31 protein-coding genes are annotated in these 15,120 nt (G+C 66.6%); all 31 read left to right on the top strand.

All coding sequences use genetic code 11. From position 1 onward, the window contains the following. The coding region (tuf, locus tag VFS34_10260; GenBank protein HET9794835.1) for an elongation factor Tu at positions 1 to 140 on the top strand (140 nt) is incomplete at its 5' end. 16 nt (positions 141 to 156) lie between these two features. Continuing rightward, entirely contained in the window at positions 157 to 471 is a 315-nt protein-coding gene (rpsJ, locus tag VFS34_10255) for a 30S ribosomal protein S10 (protein ID HET9794834.1), read from the top strand. 4 nt (positions 472 to 475) lie between these two features. Next, a complete protein-coding gene (gene rplC / locus VFS34_10250) occupies positions 476 to 1,120 on the top strand; it encodes a 50S ribosomal protein L3 (GenBank protein ID HET9794833.1) in 645 nt (214 codons plus the stop codon). A 5-nt stretch (positions 1,121 to 1,125) separates the two neighbouring features. Further along, complete coding sequence (gene rplD, locus VFS34_10245) at positions 1,126 to 1,758, top strand: 50S ribosomal protein L4 (GenBank protein ID HET9794832.1); 633 nt, start codon at positions 1,126 to 1,128, stop codon at positions 1,756 to 1,758. Further along, on the top strand, positions 1,755 to 2,045 hold the full coding sequence (locus VFS34_10240) for a 50S ribosomal protein L23 (protein HET9794831.1): 291 nt from the start codon (positions 1,755 to 1,757) through the stop codon (positions 2,043 to 2,045). The genes rplD and VFS34_10240 overlap by 4 nt, the downstream gene beginning before the upstream one ends. An 8-nt stretch (positions 2,046 to 2,053) precedes the next feature. Next, on the top strand, positions 2,054 to 2,875 hold the full coding sequence (rplB, locus tag VFS34_10235) for a 50S ribosomal protein L2 (GenBank protein ID HET9794830.1): 822 nt from the start codon (positions 2,054 to 2,056) through the stop codon (positions 2,873 to 2,875). Positions 2,876 to 2,878: 3 nt separating this feature from the next. Continuing rightward, on the top strand, positions 2,879 to 3,223 hold the full coding sequence (rpsS, locus tag VFS34_10230) for a 30S ribosomal protein S19 (GenBank protein HET9794829.1): 345 nt from the start codon (positions 2,879 to 2,881) through the stop codon (positions 3,221 to 3,223). A gap of 13 nt (positions 3,224 to 3,236) precedes the next feature. Next, positions 3,237 to 3,581 (top strand): 50S ribosomal protein L22, encoded by a 345-nt coding sequence (gene rplV / locus VFS34_10225; protein HET9794828.1) that lies wholly within the window; start codon positions 3,237 to 3,239, stop codon positions 3,579 to 3,581. 7 nt (positions 3,582 to 3,588) lie between these two features. Next, positions 3,589 to 4,254: a 30S ribosomal protein S3 gene (gene rpsC / locus VFS34_10220; protein ID HET9794827.1), complete on the top strand. Its 666-nt coding sequence runs from the start codon at positions 3,589 to 3,591 to the stop codon at positions 4,252 to 4,254. A 10-nt stretch (positions 4,255 to 4,264) separates the two neighbouring features. Beyond that, positions 4,265 to 4,693 carry a 50S ribosomal protein L16 gene (rplP, locus tag VFS34_10215; protein ID HET9794826.1) on the top strand — a complete coding sequence of 143 codons (429 nt, stop codon included), beginning with the start codon at positions 4,265 to 4,267 and terminating at the stop codon, positions 4,691 to 4,693. Continuing rightward, entirely contained in the window at positions 4,690 to 4,893 is a 204-nt protein-coding gene (gene rpmC / locus VFS34_10210) for a 50S ribosomal protein L29 (protein ID HET9794825.1), read from the top strand. The genes rplP and rpmC overlap by 4 nt, the downstream gene beginning before the upstream one ends. Next, the gene (gene rpsQ / locus VFS34_10205; protein ID HET9794824.1) at positions 4,890 to 5,174 is read left to right on the top strand and encodes a 30S ribosomal protein S17; all 285 of its coding nucleotides are present in this window, start codon (positions 4,890 to 4,892) and stop codon (positions 5,172 to 5,174) included. The genes rpmC and rpsQ overlap by 4 nt, the downstream gene beginning before the upstream one ends. 3 nt (positions 5,175 to 5,177) lie before the next feature. Then, the gene (rplN, locus tag VFS34_10200; GenBank protein ID HET9794823.1) at positions 5,178 to 5,555 is read left to right on the top strand and encodes a 50S ribosomal protein L14; all 378 of its coding nucleotides are present in this window, start codon (positions 5,178 to 5,180) and stop codon (positions 5,553 to 5,555) included. Between the two features lie 25 nt (positions 5,556 to 5,580). After that, a complete protein-coding gene (gene rplX, locus VFS34_10195; protein HET9794822.1) occupies positions 5,581 to 5,904 on the top strand; it encodes a 50S ribosomal protein L24 in 324 nt (107 codons plus the stop codon). Between the two features lie 8 nt (positions 5,905 to 5,912). Continuing rightward, positions 5,913 to 6,455, top strand: a complete 543-nt coding sequence (gene rplE / locus VFS34_10190; GenBank protein HET9794821.1) for a 50S ribosomal protein L5 — start codon at positions 5,913 to 5,915, stop codon at positions 6,453 to 6,455. A 12-nt stretch (positions 6,456 to 6,467) separates the two neighbouring features. Then, positions 6,468 to 6,653 carry a type Z 30S ribosomal protein S14 gene (locus VFS34_10185; protein ID HET9794820.1) on the top strand — a complete coding sequence of 62 codons (186 nt, stop codon included), beginning with the start codon at positions 6,468 to 6,470 and terminating at the stop codon, positions 6,651 to 6,653. A gap of 4 nt (positions 6,654 to 6,657) precedes the next feature. Then, complete coding sequence (gene rpsH, locus VFS34_10180; protein HET9794819.1) at positions 6,658 to 7,056, top strand: 30S ribosomal protein S8; 399 nt, start codon at positions 6,658 to 6,660, stop codon at positions 7,054 to 7,056. Between the two features lie 9 nt (positions 7,057 to 7,065). Beyond that, the gene (gene rplF / locus VFS34_10175; GenBank protein ID HET9794818.1) at positions 7,066 to 7,608 is read left to right on the top strand and encodes a 50S ribosomal protein L6; all 543 of its coding nucleotides are present in this window, start codon (positions 7,066 to 7,068) and stop codon (positions 7,606 to 7,608) included. Continuing rightward, on the top strand, positions 7,608 to 7,976 hold the full coding sequence (rplR, locus tag VFS34_10170) for a 50S ribosomal protein L18 (protein HET9794817.1): 369 nt from the start codon (positions 7,608 to 7,610) through the stop codon (positions 7,974 to 7,976). Before rplF ends, rplR begins: the two co-directional genes overlap by 1 nt. Then, on the top strand, positions 7,977 to 8,492 hold the full coding sequence (gene rpsE, locus VFS34_10165) for a 30S ribosomal protein S5 (protein ID HET9794816.1): 516 nt from the start codon (positions 7,977 to 7,979) through the stop codon (positions 8,490 to 8,492). It abuts the gene before it with no gap. A 9-nt stretch (positions 8,493 to 8,501) separates the two neighbouring features. Continuing rightward, the gene (gene rpmD, locus VFS34_10160) at positions 8,502 to 8,873 is read left to right on the top strand and encodes a 50S ribosomal protein L30 (GenBank protein HET9794815.1); all 372 of its coding nucleotides are present in this window, start codon (positions 8,502 to 8,504) and stop codon (positions 8,871 to 8,873) included. Positions 8,874 to 8,982: 109 nt separating this feature from the next. Beyond that, positions 8,983 to 9,465, top strand: coding sequence for a 50S ribosomal protein L15 (rplO, locus tag VFS34_10155; protein ID HET9794814.1), 483 nt, complete (start codon positions 8,983 to 8,985; stop codon positions 9,463 to 9,465). Next, positions 9,465 to 10,853, top strand: a complete 1,389-nt coding sequence (secY, locus tag VFS34_10150; protein ID HET9794813.1) for a preprotein translocase subunit SecY — start codon at positions 9,465 to 9,467, stop codon at positions 10,851 to 10,853. The genes rplO and secY overlap by 1 nt, the downstream gene beginning before the upstream one ends. Beyond that, complete coding sequence (locus VFS34_10145; protein HET9794812.1) at positions 10,850 to 11,449, top strand: adenylate kinase; 600 nt, start codon at positions 10,850 to 10,852, stop codon at positions 11,447 to 11,449. Before secY ends, VFS34_10145 begins: the two co-directional genes overlap by 4 nt. Continuing rightward, positions 11,446 to 12,225, top strand: coding sequence for a type I methionyl aminopeptidase (gene map, locus VFS34_10140; GenBank protein HET9794811.1), 780 nt, complete (start codon positions 11,446 to 11,448; stop codon positions 12,223 to 12,225). Before VFS34_10145 ends, map begins: the two co-directional genes overlap by 4 nt. Further along, positions 12,222 to 12,440 carry a translation initiation factor IF-1 gene (gene infA / locus VFS34_10135; GenBank protein HET9794810.1) on the top strand — a complete coding sequence of 73 codons (219 nt, stop codon included), beginning with the start codon at positions 12,222 to 12,224 and terminating at the stop codon, positions 12,438 to 12,440. The genes map and infA overlap by 4 nt, the downstream gene beginning before the upstream one ends. A gap of 7 nt (positions 12,441 to 12,447) precedes the next feature. After that, on the top strand, positions 12,448 to 12,561 hold the full coding sequence (gene rpmJ, locus VFS34_10130) for a 50S ribosomal protein L36 (protein HET9794809.1): 114 nt from the start codon (positions 12,448 to 12,450) through the stop codon (positions 12,559 to 12,561). Position 12,562: 1 nt separating this feature from the next. After that, entirely contained in the window at positions 12,563 to 12,946 is a 384-nt protein-coding gene (rpsM, locus tag VFS34_10125) for a 30S ribosomal protein S13 (GenBank protein HET9794808.1), read from the top strand. Between the two features lie 9 nt (positions 12,947 to 12,955). After that, complete coding sequence (gene rpsK / locus VFS34_10120; GenBank protein HET9794807.1) at positions 12,956 to 13,372, top strand: 30S ribosomal protein S11; 417 nt, start codon at positions 12,956 to 12,958, stop codon at positions 13,370 to 13,372. A 90-nt stretch (positions 13,373 to 13,462) separates the two neighbouring features. Continuing rightward, complete coding sequence (gene rpsD, locus VFS34_10115; protein HET9794806.1) at positions 13,463 to 14,089, top strand: 30S ribosomal protein S4; 627 nt, start codon at positions 13,463 to 13,465, stop codon at positions 14,087 to 14,089. A gap of 18 nt (positions 14,090 to 14,107) precedes the next feature. Next, positions 14,108 to 15,091: a DNA-directed RNA polymerase subunit alpha gene (locus VFS34_10110; GenBank protein ID HET9794805.1), complete on the top strand. Its 984-nt coding sequence runs from the start codon at positions 14,108 to 14,110 to the stop codon at positions 15,089 to 15,091. The last annotated feature ends 29 nt before the right edge of the window (positions 15,092 to 15,120 follow it).

The following is a 15,120-nucleotide window of genomic DNA, read 5'->3' as shown; positions in this document are numbered from 1 at the left end:
AGATGGTGATGCCGGGCGACAACGTGGCGATGGAGATCGAGCTGATCACGCCGATCGCCATGGAGAAGGGGCTGCGCTTCGCGATCCGCGAGGGCGGCCGCACCGTCGGCGCCGGAACCATCACCGAAGTCATTCAGTAAGAATCGAGAAAAGACCATGAACGACAAAATCCGCATCCGGCTCAAGGCGTTCGATTACCGCGTGCTCGACCAGTCGGCCGCGGAGATCGTCGACACCGCTCGGCGTACGGGAGCCCGGATCGCGGGGCCGATTCCGCTGCCGACGTCGATCGCCCGCTACACGGTCAACCGGTCGCCGCACGTCGACAAGAAATCTCGCGAACAGTTCGAGATGCGGACGCACAAGCGGCTGCTCGACATCCTCGAGCCGTCCTCCCAGACGGTGGACGCGCTCATGAAGCTCGAGCTCCCGGCGGGCGTCGACGTCGAGATCAAGGCATTCGGGAAGTGACGTCATGATTCAGGGTTTGATCGGCAAGAAGGTGGGGATGACCCAGATCTTCCGCGAGGACGGAACGGTCGTTCCCGTGACGGTCGTCAAGGCCGGCCCGTGCCTCGTCGTCCAGAAGAAGACGGCGGCCCGGGACGGATACGACGCGATCCAGCTCGGCCTCGTCGAGGAACGCGCTCCCCGGAACGTCACGAAGGCTCTCCAGGGCCACTTCGACCGGGCTTCCGTCGCCCCGATGCGCGAGCTCGCCGAGTTCCGCATCGCCGAGGGAGACGACATCAAGCCCGGCGACAAGGTCCTCGCCGACACGTTCTCGGAGAACGAGCACGTCGACATCGAGGGATGGTCGAAGGGGAAGGGGTTCGCGGGCGTCGTGAGGCGGCACCATTTCGCGGGCGGCCGCGCGACCCACGGCTCCATGTTTCACCGGGCGCCCGGCTCGATCGGGCCGTCGGCGTTCCCGTCGCGCGTGTATCCGGGCACCCGGTCCTCCGGCCGGCTCGGCGGGCGGCACGCGACATCGAAGAACGTCGTCGTCGCGAAGGTCGACGCCGAGAACCACCTGATCTATCTCTGCGGGCCCGTCCCCGGAGCGCGGAACTCGTACGTGCGGATCGTCCGCTCGAGCTTCGCGGCGAAATCGGAGTAAGGCAGATGGCGAGCGTGGACGTCTGGAACTGGAACAGGGAAAAAGTCGGGGCGGTCGAGCTCCCGGCATCGGTCTTCGAGCAGCCGTACCGCCGGCACCTCGTCTGGGCGGTCGTCAAGGCGCACCTGGCGGCGCTGCGCAGCGGGACCCACAAGACGAAGACCCGCTCCGAGGTCTCGGGATCGGGCCGGAAGCCGTTCAAGCAGAAGGGAACCGGTCGCGCCCGGCAGGGGGGCGGCCGTCCGCCCATCCACCGCCACGGCGGAACGGTCTTCGGGCCGGTGCCGCGCTCCTACGCGCAGGGCATCTCGGTCAACGAAAAGAAGAACGCGCTCCGCTCGGTGCTCTCCCGGAAGGTCAAGGAGTCGCGGCTCGTCGTCCTCGAGGACCTGGCGCTCCCGTCCCACAAGACGCGCGAGCTGATCGGGAACCTCACCGGCCTCGGGATCACCGGGAAGGCCCTGTTCGTCGACTCGCGCGACAACGAGAACCTCTCGCGCGCGCTCGCGAACGTGAAGGGGTTGAAGCACGTGGACCCGCTCGGCGTCAACGCGTACGACGTCCTGAATCACGGGTTCGTCGTCGCGACGCGCGAGGCGCTCGCCCGGGTCGCGAAGACCCTCGAGGGGAGATCATGAACCTGCACCAGGTCATCCGGCGCCCGCTCATCACCGAGCAGTCCACGCGTCTGAAGGACGCCGCGAACACGGTGTGCTTCGAGATCGATCCGGACGCGAACAAGATCGAGGTGAAGGCCGCCGTCGAGATGCTCTTCAACGTCAAGGTCGATTCCGTCCGGGTCGCGAACCGCCCCGGGAAATGGAAGCGGATGGGAAAGTTCGCCGGCCAGCGCCGCGACTGGAAGAAGGCGTACGTGCGCCTCGCCGCGGGGGAGAAGCCCATTGAATTCTTCGAAGGCGTGTAGGTGATTCGATGCCCGTAAAGTCGTTCAAGCCCACGTCCGCCGGCCGGAGATTCCAGACGTCGATGACGTTCTCGGAGATCACCGCGGATCGGCCCGAGAAGAGCCTCGTCGTCCCGAAGCGCCGCACCGGGGGCCGCAACAGCAGCGGCCAGATCACCTCGCGCTTCATGGGGGGCGGCCATAAGCGCCAGTACCGGATCATCGACTTCCGCCGGGAGAAGACGGACGTTCCGGCGAGCGTCGCTTCGATCGAATACGACCCGAACCGCACGGCCAACATCGCGCTGCTCCATTACGCGGACGGCGAGAAGCGCTACATCCTGGCGCCGGTCGGGCTCGAGGTCGGAGCCCGCGTGGTTTCCGGCCCGAAGGCCGACATCCTTCCCGGCAATGCGCTGCCGCTGCGCGGCATCCCCGTCGGCACGACGATCCACAACATCGAGCTGAAGCGCGGCAAGGGGGGACAGATGGTCCGCTCCGCGGGCGCGGCGGCCCAGCTCATGGCGAAGGAGGGCGATTACGCGCAGGTGCGCCTTCCTTCCGGCGAGACGCGGAAGATCTTCATCGACTGCTACGCGACGATCGGCCAGGTCGGAAATCTCGAGCACGAGAACCTCTCGATCGGGAAGGCCGGCCGCTCGCGCTGGCTCGGGTGGCGGCCGCACAACCGCGGCGTCTCGATGAATCCCGTCGACCATCCGATGGGCGGGGGCGAAGGCAAGACGTCGGGCGGCCGGCATCCGGTCTCCCCCTGGGGATGGAAGACGAAGGGCTTCAAGACCCGCAACAACAAACGAACGGACGCGATGATCGTCCGTCGAAGGAAGTAAGCGATGGCTCGTTCGATCAAAAAAGGCCCGTTCCTCGACGACCACCTGAAGAAGAAGATCGACACGCTGAACGAGTCGCGCGAGAAGAAGGTCGTGAAAACCTGGTCCCGGCGCTCCACGATCATTCCCGACATGGTCGGGCACACGATCGCGGTCCACAACGGACGCAAGTTCATCCCGGTGTACGTGGCCGAGAACATGGTCGGCCACAAGCTCGGGGAGTTCGCGCCGACCCGGATCTTCAAGGGGCACAGCGGGAAGAAGGCGGACGCGGCGGCGGCCGGCGCCAAGCCCGCGGGCGCTCCGGGCGCGCCGGGCGCGGCGCCCGCTCCGGCGGCCAAGGCGTAGAGGAGAGAGCACGATGAACGCCGTCGCTCGTCTGCGGTACATGAAGGGGTCGGCCCAGAAGGTCCGGCTCGTCGCGGACCTGATCCGCGGGAAGAAGGTCAACGATGCGGCCGCGATCCTGCGCGGAACGCCGAAATACGCCTGCCGCGACCTGCTGAAGCTCCTGAAGTCGGCCATCGCCAACGCGGAGCAGAAGGAGGCGGGGGTCGACGTCGACCGGCTCGTCGTCCGGAAGATCCACGTCGACGGCGGCCCGCGGGAGAAGCGGATCCGGCCGGCCCCGATGGGCCGCGCCTATCGCATCCAGAAACGGAAGAGTCACGTCACGCTCGAAGTCTCGGACGAGGCGAGAGGGTAAGGGAAAGATGGGCCAGAAAGTACACCCGTACGGATTCCGCCTGGGGTTCAACCGGACCTGGCATTCGCGCTGGTACGCGGAGCGCGACCAGTACCGGCAGTACCTCCACGACGACATGAAGCTGCGCCGCGAGCTGAAGGGCCGCCTCGCGCACGCCGGCGTCTCCGAGATCGACATCGAGCGCTACGCCAACAAGCTCAAGGTGAACGTGCAGACTTCGCGCCCGGGGGTCATCATCGGGAAACGGGGCGCGGAAGTCGACAAGCTCCGCGACGAGCTCCAGCGGAAGACGAAGAACGAGGTCCACATCAACATCATCGAGATCCAGCGGCCCGAGACGGACGCCCAGCTCGTCGCGGAGTCGATCGCGATGCAGCTCGAGCGCCGCGTCGCGTTCCGCCGGGCGATGAAGAAGGCGATCGAATCCGCGCAGCGGTTCGGCGCCCAGGGGATCAAGCTCCGGTGCGCCGGGCGCCTGAACGGCGCCGAGATCGCGCGCTCGGAGTGGTACCAGGAGGGGCGGCTTCCGCTCCACACGCTCAAGGCGGACATCGATTACGGGTTCGCCGAGGCGCACACGACGTACGGAAAGATCGGCGTCAAGGCGTGGATCTACCGGGGCGAGCAGCACAAGGTGAAGAACCGCCGCCGCGAAGTCAAGAAGACGGCGTAAGGATCAAGTCATGTTGATGCCCAGCAAGGTCAAGTACCGCAAGCAGCAGCGGGGAAGGATGCGCGGGAAGGCGCACCGCGGCTCGGAGCTCTCGTTCGGCGATTTCGGCCTCCAGTCCCTCGATCCGGGCTGGGTCACCGCGCGCCAGATCGAGGCGGCCCGCATCGCGATGACGCGCCACATCAAGCGCGGCGGAAAGATCTGGATCCGCGTGTTCCCCGACAAGCCGATCACGAAGAAGCCCGCGGAAACCCGAATGGGCAAGGGGAAGGGCGCGCCGGAGGGCTGGGTCGTCGTGATCAAGCCGGGCCGCATCCTCTTCGAGATGGAAGGCGTCGACGACGCCACGGCGAAGGCCGCGATGAAGCTCGCGGCGGACAAGATCGGGATCCGGACCCGGTTCGTCGCCCGGCACGAGGCGAAGGTGGTGGCGCAGTGAAGAAGAAGGACCTGGAACAGCTTCGCGGCGAGGGAGCCGATGCGCTCGCGGCCAAGGAGAAGGAGCTGCGCGACGCGCTCTGGAAGCTCCGGCTGCAGAAGACGACCGGCCAGTTGGAGAACCCGTCCCGCCTGCGCACGGTGCGCCGGGACATCGCGCGGGTGAAGACCTTCGCGCGCGCCATCGGGGAGAAAGCGTGAGCGAGACAGCGACGCCGGCCGCGGCCGGCAAGAAGGGGCGGCAGACGAAGATCGGCCGCGTCATTTCGGACAAGATGGAGAAGACGGTCGTCGTCGAGGTCGAGCGCACCGTGCTCCACCCGCGGTACCACCGCTACATCAAGCGGCGGTCCCGCTTCATGGCGCACGACGAGAAGGGCTCGGCCGCGATGGGCGACCGGGTGGCGATCGAGGAAACGCGGCCGCTGTCGAAGCGCAAGCGCTGGACGGTGCGCGAGGTCCTCCGGAAGGCGGAGGCGTAGGCCATGATTCAGATGGGAACGGTGCTCGAGGTCGCGGACAACTCGGGAGCCCGCAAGATCGCCTGCATCAAGAAGAAGGGCGGGTCCAACTCCCGGTACGCCTATCTGGGCGACGTCATCACGGCGTCCGTGAAGGAGGCCGCGCCCGACTCCCCGTTCGTCGAGAAGCACGGGAAGCGCGTCGTCAAGGCCGTGATCGTGCGGACGCGCCGGCAGCAGCGGCGAAAGGACGGGTCCTACATCCGTTTCGACGACAACGCGGCGGTTCTGGTCAACGCGGAGAACGAGCCGGTGGGCACCCGCGTGTTCGGCCCGGTCGCCCGGGAGCTCCGCGAGAAGAAGTTCATGAAGATCATCTCGCTCGCGCCGGAAGTCCTGTGAGCGCGGCGGGAGAGGTTCGAAAGCGATGAACAAGGTCAAGCTGAAGAAGAACGACGTCGTGGTCGTCGTCGCCGGAAAGGACCGGGGCAAGCAGGGGCGCGTGATGAGGGTATATCCCGCCACCCAGCGGGTGCTCGTCGAGCACGTCAACCAGGTGAAGAAGCACCTGCGGCCGAATCCCGCGAAGAACATCGCGGGAGGCGTCTCCGAGCGCGAGGCGACGATCCACATCTCCAACGTCATGCTGCTCGATCCGGAGAAGAACGCCCCAACCCGCGTCGGCCGGCAGCGGACCGAGGACGGCCGGGCGGAGCGCGTCGCCAAGAAGAGCGGCGCGGTGCTGGGATAGAGGGAGAAATGGCCGCGCGACTGAGAGAGAAGTACCAGAAGGAAATCGTCCCGAAGCTCACGAAGGAGTTCGGGATCGAGAACACGATGGCCGTGCCGAAGCTCGACCGCATCGTCCTCAACATGGGGATGGGCGAGGCGACCGCCAACGTCAAGCTCCTCGACACCGCGGTCGAAGAGCTGTCGGCGATCGCCGGACAGCGGGCCGTGGTGACGCGGGCGAAGAAGTCGATCGCGTCGTTCAAGCTGCGCACGGGGATGCCGATCGGCTGCCGGGTCACGCTGCGCGGCGACCGCATGTACGAGTTCCTCGACCGGTTGATCGCGATCGCGCTTCCGCGCGTTCGCGACTTCCGCGGCGTCTCGGCGAAATCGTTCGACGGGCGCGGGAACTACACGCTGGGGGTCAAGGACCACCTGATCTTCCAGGAGATCGACTACTCGAAGGTCGACAAGTCGAAGGGATTGAACGTCACGATCGTGACGACGGCGGGGCGGGACGACACCGCGCAGGCTCTTCTGCGCGAGTTCGGCATGCCCTTCGCGAAATAAGGAAGGCCCAGAATGGCAAGACGAGCCATGAGACTCAAAGCGGAGCGCACGCCGAAGTTCTCGACGCGCAAGGTCCGGCGCTGCAAGGTGTGCGGCCGGCCGCGGAGCGTGCTGCGCAAGTTCGCGCTCTGCCGCATCTGCTTCCGGGACCGGGCGCTCGCGGGATACATCCCGGGCGTCATCAAGGCGACGTGGTGAGGACATGAAGACGAGTGATTCGATTTCCGACCTCCTGACCCACATCCGGAACGCCATGCGCTCCGGGCACGAGAAGGCCCAGGTCGACGCGTCCCGCCAGCGGGAGGCGATCGTCAAGCTCCTGGCCGACGAGGGCTACGTCGCGGGATACAAGACGGTCGAGGCCGAGCCGCAGAAGCAGATCCAGGTGCGTTTGAAGTACGACGGCGAGGGCGAGCCCGCGATCGGCGGCCTGCAGCGCGTGTCGAAACCCGGCCGCCGCGTGTACAAGCGCGCCGCCGAGATCCAGCCGGTGCTCGGCGGTCTCGGAATCGCCGTCGTGTCGACGTCGCGCGGCCTCATGACCGACCGCCAGGCGCGCGAGAAGAAGCTCGGCGGCGAGATCCTCTTCAACGTCTGGTAGGAGTGAACCGTGTCGCGAATCGGTAAGAACCCCGTGCCGATCCCCCCGGGGGTCGAAGTGAAAGTCGAAGGCGCGATGGTCCGCGTGAAGGGGCCGAAGGGGCAGATCGAGAGCCCGATCCCCCCGGTCGTCAGCGCGAAGGTCCTCGACGGCCGTCTCGAGTTCGCGCGCGCGAACGAGGAGCAGACGAGCCGGGCCCTCCACGGGCTGGCGCGCGCCCTCGCGGCGAACGCGGTCGCGGGCGTGACCAAGGGGTTCACCCGCGAGCTCGACATCGTCGGCGTCGGCTTCAAGGCCGAGGTCAAGGGGAAGGCGGTCCAGTTCGCTCTGGGCTATTCGCACCCGATCGTGTTCCCGATTCCGGAGGGAATCTCGATCGCGATCGACCCGAAGGCGAACCGCATCACGGTGTCGGGAATCGACAAGCAGAAGGTCGGCCAGACGGCGGCCGAGATCCGGTCGCTCCGCGTTCCCGATCCCTACAAGGCGAAGGGCATCAAGTACGCCGACGAAACGATCCGCCGCAAGGTCGGCAAGGCCGGAGGGAAGTAATGGCCCAGGCGAAATCGCGCGGCTCCGCCCGCGACAAGGTCCGGCGCCGCATCCGTTCCCGCGTGCAGGGGACGGCCGAGCGGCCGAGGCTCTCGATCTTCAAGAGCCTGAAGCACCTCTACGCGCAGGTGATCGACGACAAGCGCGGCGTCACGCTGGTCGCGGCCTCGTCGCTCGACGCGGGCTTCACCGCGGAGCAGAAGGGCGGGGGCAACGTCGCCGCCGCGAAGAAGGTCGGCGAGCTCGTCGCGCGCCGCGCGAAGGAGAAGGGGGTCACCCGCGTCGTGTTCGACCGGGGCGGCTACCCGTACCACGGGAAGGTCAAAGCGCTGGCGGATTCCGCCCGCGAGAACGGTTTGGAGTTTTAGATGGCCAATCAGCCGGGAAATCGGGATCGTCGCGACCGCCGCGACCGCGACTCGGGAGAATCGTCCGAGTTCGTCGACCGCGTCGTGCACATCAACCGCGTGACGAAGGTCGTCAAGGGCGGCAAGAACTTCTCGTTCTCCGCGCTCGTCGTCGTCGGCGACGGGAAGGGGCGCGTGGGGTACGGCTCCGGGAAGGCGAAGGAAGTTCCCCAGGCGATCCGGAAGGGGATCGAGCTCGCGAAGAAGAACATGGTCTCGATCTCGCTGAACGGCACGACGATTCCGCATCCGGTGCTCGGCCGCTTCGGCGCCGGCCGGGTGCTCCTGAAGCCCGCCGCGGAAGGGACCGGCGTCATCGCGGGCGGACCCGTCCGGGCGGTGCTCGAGTCGGTGGGCGTCGCCAACATCCTCACGAAGTCGCTCGGGACGACCAATCCCGGCAACGTCGTGAAGGCGACGTTCGACGCGCTCACCCAGCTCAAGAAGATCGTCGCTCGTCCGCAGGCGGCGGAGTAAGGCATCACCATGAGTCCGAAGAAGGAAGAAACGAAGAAGGACGCCGTGGCGTCGCTCGAGGAGCTCGAGAAGACCGTCGCGCTCCGTCCGCGGAAGGCGAAACCGGAAGGCACCGACGCGCCGAAGGCCGCCCGCACGGATGCCGCGAAGCCGGCCGGCCCCGCCGCGGCCGCGCCGAAGGCGAAGCCGGCGCCGGCGGCCGCGCCGATCAAGGTGCGCCTCGTCAAGAGCGGCATCTGCACGCCGAAAGACCAGAAGGCGACGCTCCAGGGATTGGGGCTGCGCCGCCTGAACCAGGAAGTCGTCCGCCCGGACACCCCGTCGATCCGGGGAATGCTCCACAAGGTGCGCCACCTCGTGGAAGTCTCCGCGGCGAAGTAGGAAGACACCCATGACCGAAGCGAAACCGAAGAAGAAGACCGCGCCGAAGAAGGCCGCCGCGCCCGCCGGGAAGAAGACGGCCGCGCGGCACCCGAAGGAATCGACGCCGATCGTCGCGCCGTCGGGCCCGGGCACGGGCGTCCACCACCTCGGGCCGGCGTCCGGCTCCACGCACGCCCGCAAGCGGGTCGGGCGCGGTCCCGGCTCCGGCCACGGCAAGACGGCGGGACGCGGGCACAAGGGGCAGAAGTCCCGCTCGGGCTACCGGCACATGCGGGGCTTCGAGGGCGGCCAGATGCCTCTCCACCGGCGGCTCCCGAAGCGCGGGTTCACGAACGTCTTCCGCAAGGAGTACGACCCGGTGAACCTGTCGCTCCTCGCCGGCTTCGAGGCCGGGCAGGAGATCACGCCCGAGGCCCTGCACGCGCGCGGATTCACGGGGAAGAACGCGAAGGTGAAGATCCTCGGCGACGGCGAGGTGAGCCGGGCGCTCACCGTCCGCGCCCACAAGTTCTCCGCCTCGGCCCGCGAGAAGATCGAGAAGGCGGGCGGGCGCTGCGAAATCATCGAACAGGAGAAGGTCGCGAGCTGATGTTCGAATCCTTCCGAAACATTTTTTCGATCCCGGATCTGCGCAAGCGGATCTTCTTCACGTTCGCGCTGCTCGCCGTCTACCGGCTCGGCGCGCACATCCCCACGCCCGGCGTCAACCCGAAGGCGATGGCGGAGTTCTTCTCCTCGCAGGCGGGCGGCGCGCTCGGGTTCCTCGACATCTTCTCGGGCGGCGCGCTGCGGCGCTTCTCCGTCTTCGCGCTCGGCATCATGTCGTACATCTCGGCGTCGATCATCCTGCAGCTCCTGACGGTCGTCTGGCCCTACCTCGAGAAACTGTCGAAGGAAGGGGAGGTCGGACGCAAGAAGATCACCCAGTACACGCGGTACGGGACGATCCTCCTCTCGGTCATCCAGGGGACCGGCATCGGGCTCTTCCTGCAGAAGCAGCAGCTGCCGTCGGGGCAGTACCTCGTGAGGCCCGAGATGCAGGGTCCCGGGTTCCTGATGCTGACGGTCCTCTCCCTGACGACCGGGAGCGCCTTCATCATGTGGCTCGGCGAGCAGATTTCCGAGCGGGGCGTCGGCAACGGCATCTCGCTCATCATCTACGCCGGCATCGTCGTCGGTCTCCCGCGCGCGATCGGCGGTCTCTACCGCCAGGTCTCCCTCGACACGCTTTCGCTCTTCACCGTCCTGGCGATCCTCGTCTTCATGTTCCTGGTCGTCGCCCTGATCGTCTTCGTCGAGAGCGGCCAGCGCCGCATCCCGGTGCAGTACGCCAAGCGCGTCGTCGGACGGAAGGTCTACGGCGGCCAGAACACGTACCTTCCGCTTCGCGTCAACACGGGCGGCGTCATGGCGATCATCTTCGCGATCTCCATCATCCAGTTTCCGCAGTACATCGGGCGGCTCATCAACACCGAGTGGTCGAACAAGCTCGCCGGGTCCCTCGCGTCGGGGCATCCGCTCTACGTCCTGTTCTACGCGATCGCGATCGTCTTCTTCACGTACTTCTACATCTCGATCGTGTTCAACCCGGACGATACGGCGGACAACATCCGGAAGTACGGCGGGTTCATCCCGGGAATCCGCCCCGGCAAGAAGACCGCCGAGTACATCGACAACTCGCTGACGAGGATCACGGCGATCGCCGTCGTGTACCTGATCCTGATCGCGATCCTTCCCGACTTCCTGAACCAGGGCTTCAAGGTCGGCGGCATCCCGGGAATCGGGCCGACGCTGGAATCGGCCCTCCCGAAGTGGTTCACGGAGGGCTTCGGTTTCAACTTCTACTTCGGCGGAACGTCGCTGCTGATCGTCGTCGGCGTCGCGATGGACACCGTCAACCAGATCGAGTCCCAGCTCGTCATGCGGCACTACGACGGATTCCTCAAGAAGTCCCGGGTCCGGGGGCGCCGCTCGTGATCGCGATCTTCCTCGGGCCGCCCGGAGCGGGAAAGGGGACCCAGTCGAGCCGGATCGCGGCGCGTCACGGCGTGCCCCAGATCTCGACCGGAGACATGCTCCGGCAGGCCGCCGCGGAGGGGACTCCGCTCGGATTGCGGGCCAGGAAGATCATGGAAGCGGGGGAGCTTCTGCCCGACGACGTGATCGTGGACCTGATCCGGGAGCGGATTTCCCGTCCCGACTGCGCCGCCGGCTTCCTGCTCGACGGTTTCCCGCGCACGAGTGGCCAGGCCGAGGCGCTCGACCGCATGCTCGCCGAACGGGGCCTCTCGGTCGACGCCGTCGTCAATCTGGACGTCGACGAAGGGAAGCTGATCGAACGGATGGCGGGGCGGGCGAAGAACGAGGGGCGCGCCGACGACAACCCGGAGACGATCCGCGAGCGCCTGCGCGTGTACCGAGAGAAGACGGCGCCTCTCGTCTCCTGGTTCGAAAAGAAGGGGCGCCTCGTCACGGTGGACGGCCTCGGGGAGATCGGCGAGGTCTCGCGGCGGATCGAGGAAGCGCTCGGCTCCCGGAACGGCGGCACGCGGACGGCGGGAGCGCTCTCGTGATCACGCTCCGGGGGTTCGACGAGCTGAAGCGGATGGACCGGGCCTGCGCGATCGTCCACGACGCGATCGACGCGGCGGCCAAGGCCATCGAGCCGGGCGTCACGACCGACGAGCTGGACCGGATCGCCGAGAGGGTCATCCGCGACGCGGGCGCCCGCCCGGCATTCGTCGGGTACCGCGGCTATCCGAAGACCCTCTGCGTTTCGGTCAACGACGAGGTCGTGCACGGAATCCCGGGAAAGCGCAAGCTCGCGGCCGGCGACATCGTGGGGATCGACTGCGGGGCGGTCGTCGAGGGGTATTTCGGGGATGCCGCCCGCTCCTTCCCGGTCGGGAAGGTCCGCCCGGAGGCCGCGCGGCTCCTCGAGGACACGCGCGCGGCCCTGGCACGGGGGATCGACGCGGCGCGTCCCGGCCGCCGGATCTCCGACATCGGCGCGGCCGTGGAAGAATTCGCCGCCCCGCGCGGTTATGGCATCGTTCGGGAATTCGTCGGTCACGGCGTGGGAACCGCGCTCCACGAGGAGCCGCAGGTGCCCAACTACGGCCCCGGCGGGCGGGGACCGGTGTTGAAGGAAGGAATGGTCATTGCGATCGAACCGATGTTGAACCTCGGGACGTCCCGGGTGTCGATCCAGAGGGACGGGTGGACCGTCAAGACCCAGGACGGGAAGTGGTCCGCGCACTTCGAGGACACGATCGCGATCGGGTCGGAAGGCCCGGTCGTCCTCGGCGTCGGGGAGCTCGAGCGGCTCCGGACGGCGGTGTCGGCGTGACGAAGGAAGAGGCGATCGAGGTCATGGCGACGGTGCTCGAGCCGCTGCCGAACGCGATGTTCCGGGTGGAGCTCGAGAACCAGCACCAGGTCCTCGCGCACATTTCCGGCAAGATGCGGAAGAACTTCATCCGCATCCTGCCGGGGGACAAGGTCCTGGTGGAACTCTCGCCCTACGATCTGACCCGGGGGCGAATCATCTACCGTTACAAGTGAGAAGACGATGAAAGTTCGGGCGTCCGTCAAGAAAATTTGCGCGAAATGCAAGATGATCCGCCGCCGCGGGGTGCTGCGGGTGATCTGCGAGAACCCCAAGCACAAGCAGAGGCAGGGCTGAGATGGCACGAATCGCGGGAATCGATCTGCCGCTGAACAAGCGGGTGGAAATCGGGCTGACCTACATTTTCGGGATCGGCCGGTCGAAGTCGAACTCGATCCTGGGCGAGGCGGACGTGAACCCGAACACGCGGGTGAAGGACCTCTCCGAAGAGGAAGTCTCCCGCATCCGCAAGGCGATCCAGGACGGCCACAAGGTCGAGGGCGACCTCCGCAAGGAGACCTCGATGGACATCAAGCGTCTGATGGACATCGGGTCGTACCGGGGAATGCGCCATCGCCGGAACCTCCCGGTCCGGGGGCAGCGCACGCACACGAACGCCCGGACCCGGAAGGGCCCGCGCAAGCAGACGATCGCCGGCAAGAAAAAAGCGACGAAGAAGTAAGGAAGGGCCATGGCCGAAACGACCACCGCGAAGAAGCCCGGCGGCAAGAAATTCAAGGCCGGGAAGAAGGAAAAGAAGAACGTGCCGCACGGCACCGTGCTCGTGCAGGCGTCCTTCAACAACACGATCATCACGATCGCCGACCACGAAGGGGGAGTCCTCTCCTGGTCGTCCGCCGGCCGCATCGGCTTCAAGGGGTCGCGGAAGGGGACGCCGTTCGCGGCGCAGCTCGCGGCGACCAATGCCGCGACGATCGCCCGCGAGCACGGCGTCCGCACGGTGGACGTGCGCGTGACCGGTCCGGGCGCGGGTCGCGAGTCGGCGATCCGCGCGATCCAGGCGAGCGGGATCGACATCAAATCGATCAAGGACGTCACCCCGATCCCGCACAACGGGTGCCGTCCCAGAAAACGCCGGCGCGTCTAGCTGCCGGCTCGTCCGTAAACCGATTCGGGACCGCCGATCGGGAGGAAGGACGCAAAATAAACGCGGCGGTCCGCAACGGAGGTTCTTCCATTGGCTCGATATCGTGAATCGGTCTGCCGGCTCTGCCGGCGGGAAGGGATGAAGCTCTTCCTCAAGGGCGACCGCTGCTTCAAGGACAAGTGCGCCGTCGAGCGGCGCAATTTTCCTCCCGGGCAGCACGGGAAGCGGCGCAGCAAGCTCCTCGGGTACGGCATCCAGCTCCGGGAGAAGCAGAAGGTCAAGCGCATCTACGGCCTGCTCGAGTCCCAGTTCCAGCTCGCGTTCAAGCGCGCGAACTCGATGAAGGGGATCACGGGAGAGAACCTCCTGCAGCAGCTCGAGCGGCGCCTCGACAACGTGGTGTTTTCGCTCGGGTTCGCGGCGTCCCGCGCGCAGGCGCGTCAGCTGATCCGCCACGGCCACATCACCGTCAACGGCCGGAAGGTCAACATCCCCTCCTTCCTCGTGCAGAAGGGGCAGTCGATCGCCGTCAAGGACAAGAGCCGGGCCAACGAGCTCATCAAATCGTCGGTGGAAACCGCGAAGGCGCGCGGCGTGCCCGCGTGGCTCGAGCTCGACCCGGACAACTTCAAGGGCCAGGTCGCGAACCTGCCCCGTCGCGAAGACATCAAGCTGCCGATCCAGGAGCAGCTGATCGTCGAGCTGTATTCGAAGTAAGGCGCGAAGGAGATGCACATGAGACTTTGGAAAGGCTTTCAGAAACCCAAGCGCCTCGAGGTCGACCAGGAGACGCTCACGTCCACGTACGGCCGCTTCTACGCGCAGCCGTTCGAGCGCGGATTCGGCACGACGGTGGGCAACGCCCTCCGCCGGGCACTCCTGTCGTCGATCGAGGGCGCGGCCATCACGGCCGTCAAGATCGAGGGCGTCCTGCACGAGTTCTCGTCCATCCCGGGGGTCGTCGAGGACGTGACGGACATCATCCTGAACCTGAAGCAGATCCCCTTCAAGCTCCTCGCCGAGGAGGAGAAGATCCTGCGAATCGACGTCGAGAGGAAGGGCAAGGTCACGGCGGCGGACATCGAGGAGACGGCCGACGTCGAGATCCTGGACCCGAACGCGACGATCGCGACTCTTTCCGAGAACGCGCGGCTGACGATGGAGATGCGCCTCTCCCGGGGCCGCGGCTACGTGTCGGCGGACCGCAACTTCGACGAGGACATGGGCATCGGGTACATCCCGATCGACTCCGTCCATTCGCCGGTGCGCCGGGTCAATTACCACATCGAAGCGGCGCGCATCGGGCAGGAGACGGACTACGACCGGCTCGTGCTCGAGGTCTGGACCGACGGAACCGTCTCGCCGGAAGACGCGGTCGGCATGGCGGCGACGCTCCTCACCGAGCACCTGACGATCTTCATCAACGCCGAGCACGACACGGCGTTCGACCATGCGGCCGAGCACGATCTGCCCGAGAACCTGAACGAGGTCCTGAACAAGTCGGTCGACGAGCTCGAGCTCTCCGTGCGGTCCTCGAACTGCCTGAAGAACGCCGAGATCAAGACGATCCGCGAGCTCGTCCAGAAGACCGAGAAGGAGATGCTCGAGACGAAGAACTTCGGCCGAAAGTCCCTGAACGAGATCAAGGACCTGCTCCGGTCGATGGGGCTCTCCCTCGGCATGGACCTGAACAACGTGCCGGCCGGCATCGAGAAGTAGGGAAGGGCCATGCAGCACAACCGATTCGG

It is taken from the genome of Thermoanaerobaculia bacterium (genome assembly GCA_035717485.1).
Lineage (GTDB): Bacteria > Acidobacteriota > Thermoanaerobaculia > UBA5066 > DATFVB01 > DATFVB01.
This window is presented reverse-complemented; position numbering and strand designations above follow the sequence as displayed.